Annotated in this window: 16 protein-coding genes; 9 read left to right on the forward strand and 7 right to left on the reverse strand. The window is 42.2% G+C overall.

The features are described from left to right. Positions 1 to 70: 70 nt before the first annotated feature. A complete protein-coding gene (locus I595_RS14870; protein ID WP_054560234.1) occupies positions 71 to 988 on the forward strand; it encodes a bile acid:sodium symporter family protein in 918 nt (305 codons plus the stop codon). Continuing rightward, positions 985 to 2,043: a lysophospholipid acyltransferase family protein gene (locus I595_RS14875; RefSeq protein ID WP_157449761.1), complete on the forward strand. Its 1,059-nt coding sequence runs from the start codon at positions 985 to 987 to the stop codon at positions 2,041 to 2,043. Before I595_RS14870 ends, I595_RS14875 begins: the two co-directional genes overlap by 4 nt. Here I595_RS14875 and I595_RS14880 read toward each other — a convergent pair. The 3 genes from I595_RS14880 to I595_RS14890 form a co-directional block, all read right to left on the reverse strand. Continuing rightward, positions 2,018 to 4,549, reverse strand: coding sequence for a M14 family metallopeptidase (locus I595_RS14880; protein WP_054560236.1), 2,532 nt, complete (start codon positions 4,547 to 4,549; stop codon positions 2,018 to 2,020). The two genes, I595_RS14875 and I595_RS14880, sit on opposite strands and share 26 nt — an antisense overlap. Positions 4,550 to 4,633: 84 nt before the next feature. Beyond that, positions 4,634 to 5,011, reverse strand: coding sequence for a PUR family DNA/RNA-binding protein (locus I595_RS14885; RefSeq protein WP_054560237.1), 378 nt, complete (start codon positions 5,009 to 5,011; stop codon positions 4,634 to 4,636). Between the two features lie 77 nt (positions 5,012 to 5,088). Further along, a complete protein-coding gene (locus I595_RS14890; RefSeq protein WP_054560238.1) occupies positions 5,089 to 6,837 on the reverse strand; it encodes an ABC transporter ATP-binding protein in 1,749 nt (582 codons plus the stop codon). Between the two features lie 152 nt (positions 6,838 to 6,989). On the opposite strand from I595_RS14890, the gene I595_RS14895 reads away from it, so the two are divergent. From I595_RS14895 to I595_RS14910, 4 genes are all read left to right on the forward strand, one after another. Next, a complete protein-coding gene (locus I595_RS14895) occupies positions 6,990 to 7,934 on the forward strand; it encodes a transcription antitermination protein NusB (RefSeq protein ID WP_054560239.1) in 945 nt (314 codons plus the stop codon). Between the two features lie 53 nt (positions 7,935 to 7,987). Next, positions 7,988 to 8,467, forward strand: coding sequence for a DUF1573 domain-containing protein (locus tag I595_RS14900; protein ID WP_054560240.1), 480 nt, complete (start codon positions 7,988 to 7,990; stop codon positions 8,465 to 8,467). A gap of 8 nt (positions 8,468 to 8,475) precedes the next feature. Beyond that, complete coding sequence (yajC, locus tag I595_RS14905; protein ID WP_054560241.1) at positions 8,476 to 8,766, forward strand: preprotein translocase subunit YajC; 291 nt, start codon at positions 8,476 to 8,478, stop codon at positions 8,764 to 8,766. Between the two features lie 98 nt (positions 8,767 to 8,864). Then, positions 8,865 to 10,208: a Gfo/Idh/MocA family protein gene (locus I595_RS14910; RefSeq protein ID WP_054560242.1), complete on the forward strand. Its 1,344-nt coding sequence runs from the start codon at positions 8,865 to 8,867 to the stop codon at positions 10,206 to 10,208. Positions 10,209 to 10,210: 2 nt separating this feature from the next. On the opposite strand, the gene I595_RS14915 is transcribed toward I595_RS14910, so the two are convergent. From I595_RS14915 to I595_RS14930, 4 genes are all read right to left on the reverse strand, one after another. Continuing rightward, positions 10,211 to 10,801 carry a YdeI/OmpD-associated family protein gene (locus I595_RS14915; protein WP_054560243.1) on the reverse strand — a complete coding sequence of 197 codons (591 nt, stop codon included), beginning with the start codon at positions 10,799 to 10,801 and terminating at the stop codon, positions 10,211 to 10,213. Positions 10,802 to 10,907: 106 nt separating this feature from the next. Further along, positions 10,908 to 12,134 carry a peptidase T gene (gene pepT, locus I595_RS14920; protein WP_054560244.1) on the reverse strand — a complete coding sequence of 409 codons (1,227 nt, stop codon included), beginning with the start codon at positions 12,132 to 12,134 and terminating at the stop codon, positions 10,908 to 10,910. A gap of 431 nt (positions 12,135 to 12,565) precedes the next feature. Beyond that, positions 12,566 to 13,762, reverse strand: coding sequence for a DUF1501 domain-containing protein (locus I595_RS14925; protein ID WP_054560245.1), 1,197 nt, complete (start codon positions 13,760 to 13,762; stop codon positions 12,566 to 12,568). Positions 13,763 to 13,772: 10 nt separating this feature from the next. Further along, entirely contained in the window at positions 13,773 to 15,155 is a 1,383-nt protein-coding gene (locus I595_RS14930; RefSeq protein ID WP_054560246.1) for a DUF1800 domain-containing protein, read from the reverse strand. Between the two features lie 262 nt (positions 15,156 to 15,417). Between I595_RS14930 and I595_RS14935 the strand changes: the two genes are divergently transcribed. The 3 genes from I595_RS14935 to I595_RS14945 are packed head-to-tail and all read left to right on the forward strand — an operon-like array spanning position 15,418 to position 21,084. Beyond that, positions 15,418 to 18,213, forward strand: a complete 2,796-nt coding sequence (locus I595_RS14935; RefSeq protein ID WP_245628300.1) for a family 78 glycoside hydrolase catalytic domain — start codon at positions 15,418 to 15,420, stop codon at positions 18,211 to 18,213. Positions 18,214 to 18,224: 11 nt separating this feature from the next. Further along, positions 18,225 to 19,565, forward strand: coding sequence for a sulfatase family protein (locus I595_RS14940; RefSeq protein WP_054560247.1), 1,341 nt, complete (start codon positions 18,225 to 18,227; stop codon positions 19,563 to 19,565). A gap of 7 nt (positions 19,566 to 19,572) precedes the next feature. After that, positions 19,573 to 21,084 (forward strand): sulfatase, encoded by a 1,512-nt coding sequence (locus tag I595_RS14945; RefSeq protein WP_245628301.1) that lies wholly within the window; start codon positions 19,573 to 19,575, stop codon positions 21,082 to 21,084. The last annotated feature ends 325 nt before the right edge of the window (positions 21,085 to 21,409 follow it).

Here is a 21,409-nt window from a genome sequence, read left to right on the forward strand (position 1 = left end):
AAGAAATAGTATCTTAGGCAACTTACGTGGCAATGGAATTGCCAGACTAAAACCAACAAAAGAAGCTAAATTGGAAGCCATCATAGATACCGCATCTATCCATTTTGATAAAGGGACCTTATGGACCTTAAACCTTGCCCTTGCCCTAGTTATGTTTGGAATAGCTTTGGAGATATCCCTATCGGATTTTAAAGAGTTGTCCAAACGTCCTAAATTGGTATTAACCGGTGTGGCTAGCCAATTTTTAGTACTGCCCGCCATAACTTTCTTATTGGTATGGTTGGCCAAACCGTATCCCAGTATTGCCTTGGGCATGTTTATGGTAGCCGCCTGTCCTGGAGGTAACATATCCAATTTTATTACCCATTTGGCCAAGGGCAATGCCGCTTTGTCCGTTACGTTGACGGCAATAGCTACCTTATTGGCCGTGGTGATGACCCCTGTGAACCTGCAGTTTTGGGGGGCATTGTACCAACCAACAGCGGCTATTCTCAGAGATGTTGCCATCTCTCCCTTGGAAATGGTCAAATTGGTCGCCTTGCTTTTGGGCGTGCCGCTTCTTTTGGGCATGTTGGTGAATTATTGGAAACCCAGACTTGCCTCTGCAATGGCACGGTACTTTAAAATTGGCTCTTTGTTGTTTTTTGTAGCCTTGGTTTTTCTTGCCCTGTACAAGAATAAGGAGATATTTATGGAATATGTGGTCTATGTGTTCTGGTTAGTCCTGCTCCATAACTTTGTTGCCTTTGTATCTGGTTTTTCCTTGGCTAAATTGATGGGTTTCTCTGGTGCCGATGTTAAAAGTATTACCATAGAAACAGGAATTCAAAACTCGGGCTTGGGGCTACTTCTTATTTTTACCTTTTTTGATGGGCTCGGAGGAATGGCAGTGCTTACCGCCTTTTGGGGTATTTGGCACTTGGTATCGGGATTGTTGTTGGCTGGTTTGTGGGGTTATATACCTATTAAAAGCAAAAAGCTGGTTTGAGAAATTTGGGCTACTACATCATCCGCTATTGGATGGCCATAAGTTTGTTTTGTTATTACCGAAAAATTACGGTGGTCGGTAAAAAAAATATTCCTGCTCGTACCCCAGTGCTCTTTCTTAGTAATCATCAGAATGCCTTGATGGACATTTTAATAATCGCCACCAATTGTAGCAGAAAGCCTTGGTATTTAACGCGGGCAGATGTTTTTAAGAGCAAGGTTTTAAGGCCTTTTTTCACCTTTCTTCAAATGCTGCCCGTGTACCGCATGCGTGATGGCAAGGCAAATTTGAAAAATAACGATACCACCTTTAAGCTTTCTGGGGAATTACTGAATCAGGATGAGGCCATATTATTATTTCCGGAGGCCAACCATAGTTTAAAGCGAAGGGTACGCCCTCTCAGTAAGGGTTTTACCCGATTGATATTTAGCGCCTTAAAACAAAACCCAAAATTGGACATTACCTTGGTGCCCATAGGGCAGAACTATCAAGATGCTTCCACCTTTCCTGATAGTGCCGCCATATATTACGGCAAGCCTATTAAGGTTCAGCCATTGATCGCAGAAGATAAAAGGTTGGTAATAAATACTATTAAGCATGAGGTGTCCCATGCTTTACAAGGGTTGACAACCCATATTCAAGACGAGGCAAACTACGAGGCCATACATAATCAATTACAAGCACAACAACAGGATTTTACCAAGCCCATTGAAGTAAATGCCACCTTGGCCACAGACCTTTCCAATAAAAGAACAATGGTCTACCCAAGGGGTATTGGAAGTGCGGTCCGTGTGCTGTTCGTAGTATGGAATTTGCCAATGATTTGGTTATGGCGGACTTTCTTAAAACCCAAAGTGCCAGAAATGGAATTTATGGATACGTTTAGGTTTGGCTTTTGTGCGGTGGGTTTCCCTCTATTTTATGCCATTGCCCTTGGTACGTTTAGCTTTGCCCTTGACCTAAAAACGGCATGCCTAGGGGTTCTTGGTCATGCCGTTTTTAATCTATGTTGTGTTAAATTTTTACTACCTACATCATATCGCCAAAAAAGATAGCATTCATCAACAACTTATTGGTCCCGTACCAAAATGCCCTAAAATTGGTGTTGTCCGTAAAGATAATAACCCGTCCCCTCCCAAGACGATTGGTTTTAAAGGGAACACTATTTTTAATCAGCTCGCTATTCTCTTCAGAAATGTATCCACTCTGTAAGGGGTTACTGGTGTATTGAATGGGGTTGTTATAGCTGTCCTTATCTGGTTTTATGTAAATGTTTGTATTTCTGAAAAGCGAAATCTTATTACCCGCGTACCCAAAATTAATGGGGTGTGAGCGGTCTATAGTAGCCTCAAAAATGGCTCCACCGGTTACCTGTGCCCCCAAAAAGGCCCTTTTTTGTCCAAAAGAAATGTTTTTGGCAATCAAGGTGTCCTTTTTTAGCTCAAAATTGGTAAACTCGTTCTTTTGTAACCAATTGGCGGCATTTCTGTAACCAATTACAGTACCGCCGTTTTTAACCCAGGTTTTTATTTTATCCGTATTTGCGGCAGAAAGCATGCCATTTCCCCATCCGCTAGGAACAATGATGTCCGTATAGCGGCTAAGGTCCGCACGGTTTAAATCCCGTGTATCCAATTTGGTAAGTACCATTTGGTATCTAGTATCAAATAAATGCCATATTTCCCCTGCATCATAGGAGCGGATGCCATCACCTACCAGCAGGGCCACATGTTGCTCCTTAACCGGGTCAAAATCATTGCTTCCTAAATCTATTCCCTGGGTGAGTCCGGTGCCAACCCCTGTGATAGTGATACGACTTTCCATCGCCACCTTAGAAAGAAATTGGTAGAGCTCCTGATCATCTAATGCTTGGTTTTGTACAGGGACCATAATGGTTCCGTAGTCATAGGTTTTTCCCTCAATATTAAAAGGTGATTTGGCTACTTTGGCACGTAGGCCTTTTTTGGTTATGGCATGGAGTGCTTTGGGGGTATAGTACTCATGCCACTCAAACAGATACGCATAATTGCTTTTTTTGGTAATGCTACCTTTTACAGGCTCAAAATTGGTCACTTTTGGTCCTGCATTACTTAAAGAAGTTGTTTCTGAGTAATCAAGGTTAAAGGCCAAGGGAAGTGTCCAAGCAGATACATCATAGAACAGGCTGTCCGTGAAACTGGTGCGTTTTTCAAAAATGGCCTTGATCAACCTTGGATTTTTTTGATTTAGGGGTACTACATAGGAAGCTCCTTGTTGGTATTGTTTTCCATTGATGGTAGCGTCATTGGCCAGCTCATGAAAACTAATTTTATGACGGTTTAGGATTTCTGCCAAATGCCATGTGCGGTTGACATCTTTGGCATCCCCAAAAATATAGGCCTTGGTCTTACTTTTGGCACCCTCCGCTTTGATAGTTTGGTAATAGTTGCGTTGGTAGTCCAAAATTTTGGTTCTCATATTTGCCGCCGCTTCAATGGTAGATAATGCGGTGGCAAACTGGTTACGGATGGTGAATGGAAACGTCAACAAGCCGTTTTCACTTTCCTGCACATGACCTCGGGAACTGCCCTGCTCAAACAAGATCCCTATACTACCGTTGACATCGGGGAAGGTAGATCCCTTGCCGTAGTAATAGTCGTCATAATTTTCTTCTGAATAGTAGAGCGAACCAATGGCGTCCAAAGCCTTGGCATGGTAAGTGCCAATTTCTGCGGTCAGCTCTTGATTTATTTTTGGGGTCAACGGATGCACTCGCGATGGTTCACCAGGCTGAAAGAAAAAAGTGCTGTTGGTACCCATCTCATGGTGGTCTGTTAGAATATTGGGCATCCAGTTGTGAAAGGTTTCTATACGAGCCCTACTTTCGGGCAATTGTACAGGCAGCCAGTCCCTGTTCATATCAAACCAATAGTGGTTGGTTCTGCCACCCGGCCAAACCTCACTGTATTCCCTATCGTTGGGGTCTGGGTTTAACTGAATGGCTTTATTGGTGTTGGCCCAATAGGCAAACCGTTGCAAGCCATCTGGATTAAAGCTGGGATCTAATAAAATGATCATATTATCCAGTTTGGCTTCTATTTCCGCACCCTGCGCCGCCGCTAGGTAATAGGCATAGGCCAAAGCAGCGTTAGATCCGCTGGGTTCATTGCCATGGATGGAAAAGCCTTGGTAGACCACAATGGGCATTTGCGCCGTATTTAGGCCAGTTGCACCGTCCTCCGTAAGTGAAAGATGGTTTTTCCTGATATTTTCTAGGTTGCCATGGTTTTTGGGCGATGTAACCGTTAGCAACAGAATGGGCCTACCCTCAAAGGTGCTACCACGGTTTTCTAGGGTAATGCGCTCACTCTCCTTGGCCAGTGTTTGCATATAAAACATCAGTTTATCATGCGTCACGTGCCATTCTCCCACTTCATGCCCGATAACTTCGGCCGGTTTGGGAATATCAGGGTCATAGTTTACGTTGCTTGGTAGGTAATACTCTAGGCTGATTGGCGCTTCTTGGGCTTTGCCAACAAGCATGAGCAAAAGGCTGCATAGCAGTACAGGTGTATATTTCATTTTTAGGAGTTTGCTGTTAGTTCCCCTAAAAATAGAAACGGCCCGTGGAAACAGGCCATTTGTTCTGATTATTTTAACGTTTGTTTAAATATCGTCAAAATCAACATCGGTAAAGCTTCCTGTGGAAACCTCGGGATTGTCCGTATGGCTGGTATCGTCTTCTTTTTTAAAATCTTTTTGGTGCCTTTCTGAAATTACTTCGCTCCCCTTTTCCCCAATGATGTAATCCATCATTTCTTCCATATTGTCCCTAAAAGCTTGGAAGTCTTCTTTGTAGAGGTAAATTTTGTGTTTTTTGTAATGGAAGGAGCCATCGTCATTGGTAAACTTTTTGCTCTCTGTAATCGTTAAATAATAATCTCCTGCCTTTGTACTTCTGACATCAAAAAAATAAGTTCTTCTTCCTGCCCTTAGGACTTTGGAGAAAATCTCCTCTTGGTCCATCAAATCTTTATCGCCCATTTGTTATTGTATCTTTTAACGGTTTGCTTATCAATCTTATCAAAAATGAAAAAAAAACCTAATTCAACAAGTTTTTGTTAGTCTTTGGTGCTTAGCTGGTCTAAGTAGAGTTGTTTATAGTACCCATCCATTGTGTTAAGCTCCTCGTGGGTTCCCTCTTGTAAAATGGTGCCTTGGTCCAATATCAAGATCTTGTCCGCATTTTTTCCCGAAGAGACACGATGGCTAACGATCAAGGTTGTTTTTTCCGCAGATGCTTTTTTAAGGTTCTGTAGTATTTCCTCTTCGGTTTCCGTGTCCACGGCGGAAAGACAGTCATCAAACAAATAAATATTGGGGTTCTTGATCAAAGCCCTGGCGATGGAAACGCGCTGTTTTTGCCCACCACTTAGGGTGATTCCACGTTCCCCTAGGACGGTGTGGTACCCATTTGTAAATCCCACGATGTTTTCGTGGACCACTGCCTCTTTGGCCGTAGCTTCAATTTCTGCTTGCTTGGCATCCTCTTTGCCAAAACGGATGTTATTGGCTATGGTGTCAGAAAACAAAAATGCGTCCTGTGGAACGGCTCCAATAGCAGAGCGCAAACTGTTAAGGTTCAATTCTTTTATGGGAGTATCATCAATTCGTATTTCACCCGAACTTACATCATAAAGCCTTGCGACCAAATCTAAAATCGTTGATTTGCCAGAGCCCGTTTTACCTAAGATGGCAACCGTTTGGCCTGCCTCAACGGTAAAGGAAACATTGTGCAGTGCCTCAATATTGGTATCCTCATAGGTAAAAGAAACATTTTTGAATTCAATTTTTCCTCTGACCGGTGTAATTTCCATCACCTCGTTGACAATGGTTGGTCGTTGTTTTAAAAACTCATTTATTCTTCCCTGGGAAGCTTCTGCCCGTTGTACGATGCTGGTAAGCCAGCCTACCACAGCTACTGGCCAAGTTAGCATATTTACGTACAGAATAAATTCTGCTATGACCCCTAGACTTACCTCGCCATTGATGTATTGCTGGCCGCCAATATATATCACAAAAACATTGCTGATGCCTATCAACAGCAGCATTAATGGGAAAAACCAAGCATTTACCTTTGCAAGATCCATACTTGTTTCCTTTCCCTCTTGTGCCAAGGCCATAACGTCACTGTTCACCTTATCCTCCAAATTGTAGGCCTTTATCACGGAGATTCCGGAAAACGACTCCTGAGTAAAGGTGGAAAGTGTAGATAGGTATTCTTGTACCCGGGTGCTCCGTTTGTGGATAATTTTACTGATCTGATAAATCAATACGGATAAAATGGGCAAAGGGACCAAAGTGTAAAAAGCAATGGTTGGTGCTTTGATGAACATCAGGGGAACCAAGCAAACAAAAAGCGTTAGGGTTTGCATTCCGTACATGATGGCCGGCCCTCCGTACATTCTCACCTGTGTGATATCCTCACTAATGCGGTTCATTAAATCACCGATGCGGTTTTTTTTGTAAAACCCCAGGTTTAAAAATTGATAATGGTCAAATACCTCATTCTTTAAATCATACTCAATGTAACGGGAAACGTTGATGATGGTTTGCCTCATTAAAAAAGTAAACAACCCTGAGAGCAAAGCGGCACCAATAATGATTAAAATGTATTCTAAAAGTTGATTTTTTGCCATTTCACCAGATAGGGAACCCTTAAAATGAGCTTCAATAGTGTTAATGGATTTACTGACATAGGAAGGCATGACCAAGGAGAACACCCTGGCTAAAATGGTGATTAAGATACCTATGAACAGTTTAAACCAGTACTTTTTAAAGTATTTATTAATATGCCTTAGTTCTTTCATGTACTGCCGCCCGGTTTAGGAAGGTGCAAAGATAAGGCTTCATAATCTTAACCCATCCCTTAAGGTATATTAGTTAAAACCAAACTATGGGTCTATCTAAAAATAAGCTTACTTTTGCCAACTGTTCTAATAGCCATTAAAGTTCTTTAAACATGCTCACAAGAAGGCATATCAGGGTTAAGGTAATGCAGTGCATCTACGCACTTGTGCACTCCAAGGATGATTCGCTTCAAAAACAGGAAAAGTTTTTGAAATACAGCATAGACAATATGTACACGCTGTACATTTTAATGTTGAACTTACTGACCGAAGTACACCAGCTAGCCCAGAAACACGCCAACCACGCCACCAAAAAATATCTTGCCCCAGATGAAAAATTTCCCGATCCGGATAAGTTTGTAAACAATAGGCTGCTGGTTCAACTGAGCCAAAATCAGGACTTAAAGGATATTTTAGACCATAAGAAAATCAAGAACTGGTACCTAAACGAGGAATACATCAAGATTATTTACAAAGAAATTGTGGGCAGTAAAATCTACGCCAAGTACATGAGATCGGTCCATAACACCTATGATGCGGATAAGACATTGATCATAGACTTGTACAAATCCGTAATAGCTCCCAATGAAAAAATCTATGAGTATTTTGAAGATGATAAGCTCACATGGGTAGACGATATCCCCATAGTCAATACCTTTCTGGTTAAAAGATTAAACAAGGCAACGGAAAAGGCTGATAACCAATTTTTCCTTCCCAGTTTGCTCAAGGACAAGCAAGATATGGTATTTGCCAACGATCTTTTGGTTAAGACCTTACTTAACGATGGGATGTTGGTCAAAGAAATTGAAGGTAAAACCCCAAATTGGGATAAGGACAGGATTGCGGATATTGACGCCATCCTTATGAAAATGGCCATTTGTGAGTTATTGTACTTTAATAGTATCCCAGAAAAAGTCACCATTAACGAGTATTTGGAGATTGCCAAAGAGTATTCCACCCCAAAAAGTAGCATTTTCATCAACGGCATTTTGGATAAGTTGGTGCGGGAGTACAAAAAGGATGGAAAAATGAATAAAATGGGAAGAGGGCTTCTTTAATACTAAATTAAGTTTGAAATCGTTATTTTTGCACAACTAAAAAATTAATAAAAATGAAAAGAACGTTAGCAGCACTTAGTGCGTCGGCACTTTTGTTTATTTCAGTTTCATGCAAGGATAAGGCTACCGCCAAAGTGGTAGCGGATAACGTAGAGAACGCTTCTGCGCGGGATGAGGTGGCCAAGAAGGTACCAGTTATGTCTTTTGATAAGCAAGAGCATGATTTTGGCTCCATTGAACAAGGTACCCCCCAAGAGACCATATTTACGTTTACCAACTCCGGTGATGCCCCTTTAATTATCACCGATGCTAAAAGTAGCTGTGGATGTACGGTACCACAGTATCCAAAAAATAAGCCTATTGCACCTGGGGAATCTGGGGAGATGCTCGTTAAGTTTAATGGTCAAGGCCAAAACCAAGTGACCAAAACCATTACGGTCACTGCCAATACTGCCAAAGGTTCTGAGCTACTGCGTATAAAAGCATTTGTAAACCCTAAAGGTGCTGCTCCAGCAGGACCGGTTAAGAGTTAAGAGTTTCTATGGAAGGATTTGGACAGTTTGCTCCCTTATTACTGATTTTTGTTGTGGCCTATTTTTTTATGATTCGTCCACAGATGAAACGTCAAAAGGACGAAAAGAAATTTGCGGAGGCTCTCAAAAAAGGGGATAAGGTCATCACCAAAAGCGGGCTACACGGGAAGGTTGTAGACCTAAATGATAAAGACCATTCTTGTATTATTGAAACCATGGCGGGCAGATTAAAGTTTGATAGAAGCGCCATTTCCATGGAGATGAGCAGAAAATTAAATCCTGTTCCTGCAAAAAAATAGCAAATTGCCTAAATAAGTTTGTAAAGCACCTTTTTAAGGTGCTTTTTTTTGTTTGTCATTTTCCATATCTTGACGGAAACATCCTAACAATTTGTATCATGGAGAGCAGGAGAAAATTTATTAGAAGAACCGCACTTTCGTCCGCAGGGGTAGTGGCTTCCAGCTTATTTCCTATGGAGCTATTGGCCAGTTTGCGCAAAAATGTGAGTCCAAACGATAAAATTCAAATAGGTCTTATTGGTTGCAAGGGGATGGGTTTTAGCAATCTGACTTCATTCTTAAAGATGAGTGAAGTCACTGTGGTGGCCTTATGTGATGTAGATGAAAACGTTTTGCTCAAAAGAACGGCAGATTTAGGTGAGGCTCAGATAAAGAAACCCAAATGGTACAAAGATTATCGGGAGTTGCTAGAAGACAAGGATGTTGATGTGGTGATTATAGGTACTCCAGACCATTGGCATTGTTTACAATTGGTAGATGCCGTTGCCGCCGCTAAAGATGTCTATTGTGAAAAGCCCATAGCCAATTCCATTCTGGAAAGTAAAGCCATGTTGGCGGCGGTTACCAATAGCGATCGTATGGTGCAGGTAGGCCAGTGGCAACGTAGCCAGCCACATTTTGTGGATGCCATCAACTACGTCCACTCTGGAAAATTAGGTCAAGTTAGGTTGGTGAAAGCATGGGCCTATCAAGGTTGGATGCGTTCCATACCCGTTGTGCCAAATGCCCCAGTACCCAAAGGAGTAGACTATGGAATGTGGTTGGGTCCGGCGCCAAAACGGGAATTTAACCCCAATCGCTTTCATTTTAATTTTAGATGGTTTTGGGATTATGCAGGCGGACTCATGACAGATTGGGGCGTGCACTTAATGGATTATGCCCTCTACGGGATGAAAGCCAAAACACCAAAGTCTGTTATGGCCATTGGCGGTAAGTTTGCCTACCCCAATGATGCACAGGAAGCACCAGATACTTTACAAGCTGTGTACGAATATGATAATTATTCCATTTTATGGGAACATGCTACCGGTATAGATGGCGGTAATTATGGACGGGATCACGGAATTGCGTTCATTGGGAATAACGGAACCTTGGTCTTAAATAGGGGAGGTTGGGAGGTTATTCCAGAAAATGAAAGACAGGGGTGGGATAAAAACCTAGGCCCTAAAATTAAGGCCGTTCCCATGCAGTATAATGAAGGCAACGGATTAGATTTGCACACCGCTAATTTTATCCAGGGCGTAAAGACAAGGAACTCCGCTATCTTAAATGCACCCATAGAGGTGGGTTATAACACTGCCTTGGTTTGCCATATGGGCAATGTGGCCTTTAAAACGGGTACCAGAATTTATTGGGATGCAGAAGCGGGGAAGTTTGATAATGCCAAAGCCAATCAATTATTGGCACCTACCTATCACAACGGATGGAAGCTGCCAAGATAGTTTTAACGGTACTTATCGCTGAGCCCTAAACCCTTTTTTATCATGGGAATTATTTTTTGGAGCCGGTTGAGTTTGGTGTTTTCCCGCTTAGCATCATGGATATAAAGCGCATACGCTCTTTGTTTAGAGGTCGTTAATTGGTAAAATGCCTTTTGCAAGGAGGGGTCCTGCCGCAGTGCAGCTGCAAGCAGTTGGGGAACGACTATGGCTTCAGGGATTTTTGCTACCGTTGTTTTGCCCTGTTGTTGGTTAAGGATAGCCTCCATAAAATATTCCCTAACCAAAGCTGTGTTAATTTCTTGGTTAGATTTAAATTTCCAATGCCTCATCTCCTTGGTCTTGCCTTTTTGTGCGTTCACCAAAACGTTGTCCCTATCATTGAGAAGCACCCCTTTAAAAAACCAGACACCAAAATGTTTCTTGAACCTGCAAATGGAGAAAACGTTTTTTCCGTGCAGTGTATAGGTTGGGAACTGCCATTTGTAGTCTTCTTTAAGGTCAGTCTCTTTTGCTAATTTTCTTAGGATGGTAATCCCTTCCTTAAAGGGGTGTTCCTTTTCATAATAGGAGGTAACCTTTTCTAGCGTACTCATGGGAATAAGGCCTTAGGATTGTTTTAGATGCTCATGGAATTTAGCAAAAACAAGTGCATCAGCAAAAAATAAATAGTATACGCTAATTAGCAATGCTACTATAATGTTAAAATCGTTGCGCTGTTAACTCACATATTTTTACGATGGTAAGTGTTGCTTGTTCCATACTTTCCAGAGGTATATATTCATATTTGCCATGAAAGTTATGGCCGCCGGCAAAGATATTGGGACAGGGCAACCCCATGAAGCTCAATTGGGACCCATCTGTCCCACCTCGGATTGCTTTAATGATGGGTGTAATGCCCAACTGTTTCATGGCCTCTTCGGCAATCTCCACAATATGAAAGTTCGGAAGGATTTTTTCCTTCATATTATAATATTGGTCTTTTATGATTACTTGTACACTTTCCGGAAATTGTTTGTTGATTTTTTCAGAAATGGCCGTAAGCAAGGCTTTTCTTGCATTAAAGTGTTCTAAATCATGGTCCCTGATAATCAGTGCAATTTCTGCATGTTCAATTTCTCCGGTGATGTGGTGAACATGAAAAAAACCCTCCCTATCCTCAGTATGTTCTGGTTTTTCATTGTTGGGCAAGAGGTTTAAAAATTCATTTGCCAGACCAATGGCATTGACCAATTTGTGTTTCGCGAATCCAGGGTGTACGCTTTTGCCCTTAAAGGTGATGGTGGCCGTTGCCGCATTGAAATTTTCGTACTCTAGTTCGCCAAGTTGGCTCCCATCCACGGTATACGCCCATTGGGCACCAAATTTTTCTACATTGAACTTATGGGCACCTCGCCCAATTTCTTCATCTGGGGTGAAAGCTACTCTTATGGTGCCATGTTTTATATCTGGGTGCTGTATCAAATATTCCATGGCGGTCATAATTTCTGCAATACCCGCTTTGTCATCAGCCCCTAAAAGGGTAGTCCCATCTGTAGTAATTAGGGTCTGTCCCTCGTAGTTGGTCAATTCTTTAAAATAATCCGGGGACAGGGTAATGTTTTTTTCTTTATTAAGCACAATGCTGCCTCCATCGTAATTTTTAACCACTTGTGGTTTTACATTTCTACCCGTAAAATCTGGGGTGGTATCAAAATGTGAAATAAAACCAATGGTGGGTACCTCTTTGTCCACGTTGCTGGGAAGTGTTGCCATGATGTAGGCGTTCTCGTCAATGGAGACTTCCTGCATGCCGATAATATGCAAGTGCTGGACCAATTTTTTGGCCAAATCCCATTGTTTTTTAGTACTTGGTGTGGTGTTAAAGCGTTCATCACTCTGTGTGTCTACCTTAACGTATTCTAAAAAGCGTGGTAATAAGTTTTTCATAAATGAGCGTTAGTCTTGAAGTCTTAATTATGTGATATCCAACGGGTGCGTTTTGAAATAATGGCCCAAATGTAAAGTGGACTCCTACAGTTGTTATGTTTGATGGCGAACAAAAACACCCTTTTAAAGTAGCTAAAAGTACACATTTGTGCGTAGGTTTTTATCCATCTTTATTACTTTACATCCTTCATGGATTTATACATAACGGGATGGCTTGGCATAGCCGTTGATGGCGTACCCTACCCTGTCTGAATTTAACCTTGCTTAAAAGTTGTGATTTTTTAAGGTTAAGTGCTTTATACCATGCTGTTATGCCAAGGTATGTGCTTAGTGCCATGCGCGTTGAGAACAGAAATCCATGTGGGCTTCCCTTGGTAATATCAATAAAGATAGGGCGGGGAAAGGACGGTGCCCTCCCATATCATCCTGTGTTAAATAAAGTCTAGCGTTGTAAAGGAAGACCGTAATATGTTTTCTTGTGGCACGCCCAACCAACGCTCCAATAAAGTGGCATAAATGGAACGAAAATCAACGGTGTAGGTTAAATCTTGATTATTGTCCAGTGTTAGAAGGTCTGGACCTTGATTGTAGAACCCCGCCTTTTTTAATTGGCTGCCCATGATAAAAACTTGATTGGCCGTGCCATGATCTGTTCCCTTGGATGCATTTTCACCAACTCGCCTCCCAAATTCAGAAAAGGTCATAATAATGGTGTCATCAAGCGAACCATTTTGTTCCAGATCATCCAAAAAGATAGCCATTGCCTTACCGTAAATTTCCAGTAATCTGGATTGCGCGCCCAATTGGTTGGCATGTGTGTCAAAACCTCCCATAGAAACGTAATATACCTTAGTGGCCAGACCGGAATTGATGAATTCCGCAGTGGTTTTTAGTTGTTTGCCAAATGGATTGTCTGGGTAATCCTTTTTTGACTGGGTAGTCCTAGAGGTTTCATAAATGTATTTGGCAGAAGACCGCGCTTCAATCATGGTCTTGTAGAGATACCCCAGGTTATGTTCGCTTAAATGTTGGTCCGTTTGTTTATTGAGTATTTTTTTAAAGTAAGGGGTATTAACGTTGTTAAACAGCAATTTTGCATTTTTAGTGGCAATACCGTTGGTATGTTCGCCCTTTAACATAAGGCTCAAACTGTCATCCACTTCAATGGCTGTAAAGGCCTTTTTACCATATTCTTCTAGATAGCGGCCGATCCAACCTGTGGTCAAATATTCATTGCTCTTGCTTGCTGTGTGCCAAATATCCGTGGACCTAAAGTGGGACCGATCCGGATTTGGATAGCCTACGTTATTTAAAATGGTAAGGTATCCCTTGTCGTACAATCCCATTAAGGGTTTTAGGCTGGTATGGAAGCCCAAGTTGTCCGTTACCTTTAGGACGTCTGTTGATGGTATCGCTATTTTAGGTCGGCTACGGTAGTATATATCATTGGTGTAGGGTATAATGGTATTTAGTCCATCATTGCCCCCGGATAGTTGTATGATAACTAGCCGTTTTTCCGAAGTGCCCGTTAGCGCTGTACCATCTTTTTCAACCGCCTTTAGGAAATGTGGTACAAAAAGGGCACCACTGGCCAAACTACTTTGTTGAATGAATTTTCTTCTTTTCATAAGCCCAATGCTAACAGAGTTGATATTCTGGTATGGACATTAACTGTACCATGTATTCTTTATTCTCCAATTGTGTTAGGGTGTCCAAGAACAATAGGGTGTCTTTGTCAATTTGGGCTTGTATCAGGTAACTCCTTAAGCTTTGCCTATCCAATGACACATACTCTTGTGAGAATATGCTCCAGTCCCGTTCTATATTCAATTTTTTTCCTCGTTTGCGGGTATTGGCATAGTAGGCTTCAAAAGAATCCTCAAATTCACCTTTTTCACTCACTTGTATCACGGCATCATTGAGCAGCACAGATGCCAACTTCATCCTAAATAACAGGGTGTTACCATCTATCCAATTCCGGTTTTGCTTCCATCCGGCAACATTGGGTGGATACAGTAAGACCTGTCCCATGATACGTTGTAGGTAAAGTTGTTGCTTTTTCTTCATAAAATGGATAGGGACAATTTTTTGTATGCCAACCAAAAGTTCAATGGGGGATTTAATCTTGGAGCCATGTTGTTCCTTTTCATAAAACCAATCGGACATAAAAACATGTTGCATCAGTTTAGCTATATCATAACTCCCATAAAATACTCCTTCCATTTCTTTTAGATGGTCTTCATTGATTTCTGGATGTACAAAATACCGGTACACTTTCTTGCAGATATATCGGGCACATTGCGGTTGTTTCAAGATAATATTAATGATGTCATCCCCATCAAAATTCCCGCGTTCTCCCAAAAAGGTTTTACTGCCATAGTCATGTTTTTTTTGCCTGAGGTAAAAATCGCCATTTGGCCTAAAGGACCAACCTGAAAAAGCCCTTGCCGCTTCTTTGATATCTTGTTCGGAATAGTTGCCCTCGCCTAAAGTAAACAGCTCTAAGAGCTCCCGTGCAAAGTTTTCATTGGGCTTTTCCTTTATATTTTGCCTATTGTTTAAATATTTACTCATGGAGGGCGCTTTGGCCACGGCCTTTAAAAAATCGCCCAAATGACCCAGGGCATGTTCCCTCAAGATATTGTTAAACTGTTGCGCATGAAAGATATGATTGTCCCTGCACACAAAAATATTGGCCCAAAAAAGCGTCATTTTTTCCCGAAACGGTTCCTGTGTATGTACTAACCGATGTATCCAAGCAGCATTGTATTCTTTGAGTTTTTCCCGGCTCAGCCTCTGTAGTTCCTTACGTTGGGGTTTGGATAGCCTGCCCTTGGTGGCGTCTTTCACCATAGCTTCCATACCGCTTAGTTCCAGCTGTAATTTTTGGAATTTCTTGGTTTTGGGAACTAAGCCCGTTACAACATTTTTTCTACTCATTTTAGAAAGGGACAGTAACTTGCTCGGTAGTATTCCAAAACCTGCCCTATGAAACAGATGTTGTACGTGTTTTGTTTCCATTTAAAAATCGGTCTTTGACCATACAATCCTTAGACAAGATAAAATATAAATGGTTTAAACCATCCAATGGAAATCATAAAATAAGGAGTTTGGCAAGATTGGGCTGGGCAGTGTGCCCAAGAATGGCCATGAATTGCCGCCACTCTTTTATGCGAAATAAAATCAAGCCCCATACAACAGGATGCCGTATGGGTAAAACTTTAATAAACTTGAGATATTTACCATGGAAGGATTCTAATGTATCCTAACTTAAAAAGTGAATATGAAAAAAAATAATGGTGCAGGACACCACAGGATATTTATGGTACTGCAGCTTGCCATTTTAGGAAGTATATTGCTGTTGGGGGGCTGCACCGATGCCGGTAGCCTAGAAAAACCTTTGGATTTAAGCTTAAACGAGGGCTTTAAAGACCCCATTGGCTTTTATGATGATACGCCGGTATTTTCATGGAAGCTGCCCCAAAAAATTAAGGTTCAAAGTGCCTATAGAATTGTGGTTGCCTCCAAACCAGAACTTTTGCCAAATTCCCCAGACCTCTGGGACTCAGGCAAGGTAGTCTCCGATAGGTCACTATACGTTCCGTATGGAGCCAAGCCATTATCCTCCAGGGATAAAGTATTTTGGCAGGTGCAATTTTGGGATGGTAATGGTTCCGCTTCCCAATGGAGCGATACGGCATTTATGGAATTGGGCTTGTTGCGAAATTCCGATTGGGGTGCACAATGGATAGGGCTAGATACCAAAAAGGACAGTATAAAAGGCCGCAACAATATTAGTATCCATACCCCACAGCTGCTGAGAAAGGATTTTGAGTTGAAAACCCAAGTTGCTGAAGCCAAACTTTATGTTACCGCTAAAGGGGTTTTTACAGGAAAAATAAACGGAAAAGCTATTAGCGATGATGTTATGGCACCTGGATGGACCCCATACGATAAGCGAATAGAATCCATGACCTATGATGTTACCGATCTTGTACAGGAAGGGGAAAACACCCTAGGATTTCAACTTGCCTCTGGCTGGCATTTTGGTAGAATGTTATGGAACAAAATGATTTGGGGATCCAACGGCTCTCCAAAACTGTTGGCGCAATTAAAGGTGCTATATGCGGACGGGAGCGTAGAACAAATTGTTTCGGATGGTACTTGGACCGGGACAACAAAGGGTCCCATCCGTTTTTCGGAAATCTATGATGGTGAAATTTATGACGCCAATATGGAACTACCGGGATGGGCCTCGCCAAAATTCAATGCTGATAATTGGTCCAAAGTGGAAACCATGCCTATCTCACCCAAAATAGCAATCGTTCCTAAAAGACATCATGCCGTTAGGAATAAATTAGTGTTGCCTACCCAAAGTATCATTAAACCCAAGGAAGGTAAGGCCGTTATTTTTAATTTGGAGCAGAATATGGTAGGGGTTCCCAAACTTAGAGTGCCCATGAAGAAAGGGGATACCTTAAAGATTAGGTTCTCAGAAATGCTGGATCCAGATGGTACGTTCTACACGGACAACTATCGGTCTGCAAAATCAACGGATTATTATATTGCATCAAAGGATGGGCTTATAGATTGGAACCCTACGTTTACCTTCCACGGTTTTCAGTACGTAGAACTCAGTGGGTTTGATGCTACCAAAACACCCGACAAAGATTGGGTAAGCGGCCTTGTGCAGTATTCTGATTTTGATGCTAACGGAACCTTTACTTCCTCCCATGACAAGCTCAATCAACTCCAAAACAATATAGTTTGGGGGTTGCGCGGCAATTTTTTTGATATTCCTACAGATTGTCCCCAAAGGGATGAACGTTTGGGTTGGACGGGTGATGCCCAGGTATTTGCCCCCACTTCCATGTTCAATGCCAAGGTGTACTCTTTTTGGGCCAGTTGGCTGCAAACGCTCAGGGAGTCACAATTCAAAAATGGCGGGGTGCCTTTTGTAGCTCCCGATGTGTTAAAAAATGACAGGGCAAGTTCTGGATGGGGAGATGCGGCCGTTATTATTCCTTGGGATTTGTACCGGAGGACGGGTGATACCACCGTATTGTCAGAAAATTATCAGATGATGAAAAATTGGGTGGCCTATCATGAAACACAAACAGCGGAACTCATTTCGGATATGAACTCCTTTGGGGACTGGTTACAGCCTTTTCAATCAGAAGACAGCAGAAAAAGGGGGGATACCTCCAAAAACTTAATTGGTACGGCATTCTTTGCACATGCCGCCAACCTCACCTCAAAAGCAGCAGAGGTATTGGGTAAGACACAAGAAGCTACCAGCTACCACAATCTTTATAAGGAGGTTGCCAAAGCTTTTGAAAATGAGTTTTTTGATGCGGAGGGAAAAATCAAAAATGGCACAGCCACCCAAACGGGCTATTTGTTGGCACTGGACTTTGAGTTGCTGTCCGATGCCATTGAGGAAAAAGCAAAAGGACATTTGATAACTACCATTAGCGAAGCGGACAATCATTTGAGAACGGGATTTTTGGGCACACCGCTGTTACCTCGGGTCTTGGATGCCATGGGCGAAACCGATTTGATGTATGGGATATTGATGAAGGAAACCTATCCCTCTTGGTTCTACAGCATTAACCAAGGTGCTACCACCATGTGGGAACGTTGGAATAGTTATAGCAGGTTAGAAGGCTATAACCCAGAATCCATGAACAGCCTTAATCATTATGCTTACGGAGCCGTTGGGGAATGGATGTATGAGCGTATTGCGGGAATTCAACCGCTGGAACCGGGATATAAAAAAATTCGTATTGCCCCATTGCCCGGTGGTGGTCTCACCTCTGCGGGGGCCACTTATGATTCGCCTTATGGTGTTGTTAGATCCTCTTGGCACATCAACGGAGATACTTTTTATTTAGAGGCTGAGGTTCCCTCAAACACTACTGGGGTTATTTCCATTCCCACTCGGGAGAAGGAAAGTGTATTGGTCAATGGCCAGGGCATGGAACAGCTTAATATAGTAAGTTCAACGGACAAAACAGAAAATACACTCACGTTTCAGGTTTCGGCTGGTACCTACTCCATCCAAGCAAACCTAGATTAAAACTGCCTATTATGAGAACTTACACCATCGGCTGCGCAATCCTTATCTTTTTGTTGAACTTTTGTGCCTGCAAGGAGTCTCCCAAGGAAAAGGAGTCCGTTAAAACGCAGCAAAAATTACCCAATATTGTTTTTATTCTGTCTGATGATCAAGCTTGGACAGATTATGGTTTTATGGGGCATGAAGTCATTAAAACGCCCAACTTGGATAAATTGGCCAGTGAGGGCTTAACCTTTGACAGGGGGTACGTGCCAACATCACTTTGTTCCCCTTCTTTGGCATCCATCATTACAGGGGTATACCCTAGAAGGCATATGGTCTTGGGCAACGATCGGGTTTTGCCCGGTGATGATAAAAGTGTAAAACCCTCATGGCGTTCTTCTTGGCGCCCCAAGAATTATGATACGGTGATTAAGCATTTTAACACTTTGCAGACCTTGCCAAAACTGCTAAAGGAAAAGGGATACCTATCTTTTCAAACCGGTAAATGGTGGTTGGGCAATTATAAAAATGGTGGTTTTGATTATGGGATGACCCATGGCGACCCAGAAAGGGGTGGAAGACACGGGGACTACGGTCTTGAAATTGGCCGTCAAGGAATGGACACCCTTTACAATTATATAGATTTGGCCCTGGAGAAAAAGAAGCCCTTTTTTATGTGGTATGCACCATTTTTACCACATTCCCCGCATACCCCACCAGATAGTCTTTTGCAAAAATACCTTCCAAAGGCACCTACGGAATATGTGGCCAAATATTGGGCCATGTGCGAGTGGTTTGATCAAACTTGTGGTCAACTCATGGATTATATTGAGGAGAAGGGGGAGACGGAAAACACTTTGTTTGTCTACGTATGCGATAATGGATGGGTACAGAATCTGGATAATGCCACCTATAATAAAAATTCTAAACGTTCCCCTTATGATTATGGCCTTCGGACCCCTATCATGTACAAATGGAAGGGCAAAATAATGCCGTTCAGGGATACCGTAAACCTCACCAGCAGTTTGGACATGGTGCCTACGGTCTTGAATTTGTTGGATATGGATATTCCAGCGGGGATGGACGGTATTGATATTCTTGATAAAGAGGCCCTAAATAATAGGGAGGCTATTTTTGGTGAAATCTATGCCCATGATTTTAACACCCTTGAAGGAAGCCTGTTTTACCGTATGGCGATGACCAACCCTTACAAACTCATCTTACCGGACGCAGAAAACCAACCAGACGAAACCGTAAAACTATACCATATTTTTAAAGATCCTACGGAACAGCAAAATTTAGCGGAGGAACGGCCAGAAATTGTGGCAAGGCTAAAACAAATGATACAGGAAGACTGGAAAGAAAAATAGTTATAACGTGAATTGTAAAAAGATTATTTCGGCCATATGTCTTTTGCTCTTGGCCATGGGGTGTAAAAACAAAACAACCTCTGACGCTGCTGCGATAAAAACTCCCAACGTGCTGTTTATTGCCGTGGACGATTTAAATACAATGTTAGGCAGTTATGGCGGTCCTGCCATAACCCCAAATCTTGATAAATTGGCAGCCATGGGGGTACAGTTTAATGACGCCCATTGCCAAGCGCCTCTTTGTGGTCCGTCCAGAGCCTCACTTATGACTGGGTTAAGACCTTCAACTACAGGTATTTATGGCATGATTCCCGACGAAAAGATAGGCTCCAACCACCCTACGGACAAAAAAAATGTAGTGCTATTACCTGAGTATTTTAAAAAGAATGGCTACCATACCATGGGTATTGGCAAATTGTTTCATCATCATGCGCCCGATGGTCTTTTTGATGAATCCGGTGGCCGGGTAAAAGGGTTTGGTCCCTTGCCAAAAGAGCGCTTTGTGTGGGACGGTTTTGGTACATCGGATAGAAAAAACTATGGAAAGACAAGCACAGACTGGGGCGCTTTTCCCGAGGCAGATTCGCTGATGCCAGACCATCAATCCGTGAATTGGGCCATAGAACGGTTGAACAGAACCTATGATCAACCCTTCTTTATGGGCGTTGGCTTTTTGAGGGTGCATGTTCCCCTCTATGTGCCCCAAAAATGGTTTGATTTATATCCATTGGACAGCATCAAAACAATGCCTTATTTAAAAGACGATTTAAAGGATGTTCCCCCAGTTGCACATAAAATAAATGATTTACCCATGATGCCTTCAACGGAATGGGCAATTTCAAGCGGGGAATGGCCTAAGATTATTCAGGCTTATTTGGCCTGTATCAGTTTTGTGGATTATGAAATAGGGAGGTTATTGGACCAACTGAACAATAGTGATTATGCAGATAATACCGTCATTGTACTATGGTCCGATCACGGGTATCGCCTTGGTGAAAAAGGAACTTTTGCCAAACATGCACTTTGGAATACGGCTACCAAAGTTCCCTTGGTATTTGCCGGGCCAAAGCTCCCTAATGGGCGTATAGTAGAGGAGCCTGTAGAACTGTTGTCCATATACCCTACTTTATTAGAGATATGTGGTTTGCCTACTAACGATAGTAATGAAGGGAGCAGTCTGGTTCCGTTGATACAGGGTAAAAAGCTTGAACATGCTTCCGTGGCCATAACTACATTTGGGATGAACAACCATACGGTAAAAACCAAAAGGTATAGATATATCAGGTATGAAGATGGCGGTGAGGAATTGTATGACCATAAGACGGACCCAAATGAGTTCCATAACCTGGCTGCTGATAACTCTTATAAAGAGGTACTGCTTTCGTTAAGTGAAAACCTTCCCAGTACTAACGCCAAATGGGATGTTGATTCCCAATACACCTTCCAACCCTATTTCGTAGAGCAAAAATCACGGACAACCAAAGCTGATGTACCGGTAACAGAGCCAGTGGGGAACTGATTACTGATTTTGTGTTATGTTGACTTGTTTATGGCCGTTGCACAAGGCTATTGCCTACAAATACCGTAGCTAAGATTTCATTACCTCATCTTACACAACTTGGTTCGCAAGTTCTCGGATAAACCTATTGCAATGGGTTTATGGGTTCCGATGTGATGTATGACACAAATGACAGTGATGACCAGATGGTTTAAGCCCAAGATATGCTGTTTAGGCAGCCCTTTTTCCTTAAATGGCTTGGCATTATTGCCAATTCAGTAAAATGCTAATACCAGGTCCTGTGATTGCCTAATTCACATGAGGGGTGTCCCATTGGAATATGCCC

Source organism: Croceitalea dokdonensis DOKDO 023 (genome assembly GCF_001306415.1).
In the GTDB taxonomy this organism is placed as follows: Bacteria; Bacteroidota; Bacteroidia; order Flavobacteriales; family Flavobacteriaceae; genus Croceitalea; species Croceitalea dokdonensis.

Coding starts and splice junctions, on each gene's coding strand:
- I595_RS14940 (WP_054560247.1), top strand. CDS start 18,225: ATGAGAACTTACACCATCGGCTGCGCAATCCTTATCTTTTTGTTGAAC.
- I595_RS14915 (WP_054560243.1), bottom strand. CDS start 10,801: ATGAGTACGCTAGAAAAGGTTACCTCCTATTATGAAAAGGAACACCCC.
- I595_RS14930 (WP_054560246.1), bottom strand. CDS start 15,155: ATGGAAACAAAACACGTACAACATCTGTTTCATAGGGCAGGTTTTGGA.
- I595_RS14910 (WP_054560242.1), top strand. CDS start 8,865: ATGGAGAGCAGGAGAAAATTTATTAGAAGAACCGCACTTTCGTCCGCA.
- pepT (WP_054560244.1), bottom strand. CDS start 12,134: ATGAAAAACTTATTACCACGCTTTTTAGAATACGTTAAGGTAGACACA.
- yajC (WP_054560241.1), top strand. CDS start 8,476: ATGGAAGGATTTGGACAGTTTGCTCCCTTATTACTGATTTTTGTTGTG.
- I595_RS14885 (WP_054560237.1), bottom strand. CDS start 5,011: ATGGGCGATAAAGATTTGATGGACCAAGAGGAGATTTTCTCCAAAGTC.
- I595_RS14895 (WP_054560239.1), top strand. CDS start 6,990: ATGCTCACAAGAAGGCATATCAGGGTTAAGGTAATGCAGTGCATCTAC.
- I595_RS14890 (WP_054560238.1), bottom strand. CDS start 6,837: ATGAAAGAACTAAGGCATATTAATAAATACTTTAAAAAGTACTGGTTT.
- I595_RS14925 (WP_054560245.1), bottom strand. CDS start 13,762: ATGAAAAGAAGAAAATTCATTCAACAAAGTAGTTTGGCCAGTGGTGCC.
- I595_RS14900 (WP_054560240.1), top strand. CDS start 7,988: ATGAAAAGAACGTTAGCAGCACTTAGTGCGTCGGCACTTTTGTTTATT.
- I595_RS14935 (WP_245628300.1), top strand. CDS start 15,418: ATGAAAAAAAATAATGGTGCAGGACACCACAGGATATTTATGGTACTG.
- I595_RS14880 (WP_054560236.1), bottom strand. CDS start 4,549: ATGAAATATACACCTGTACTGCTATGCAGCCTTTTGCTCATGCTTGTT.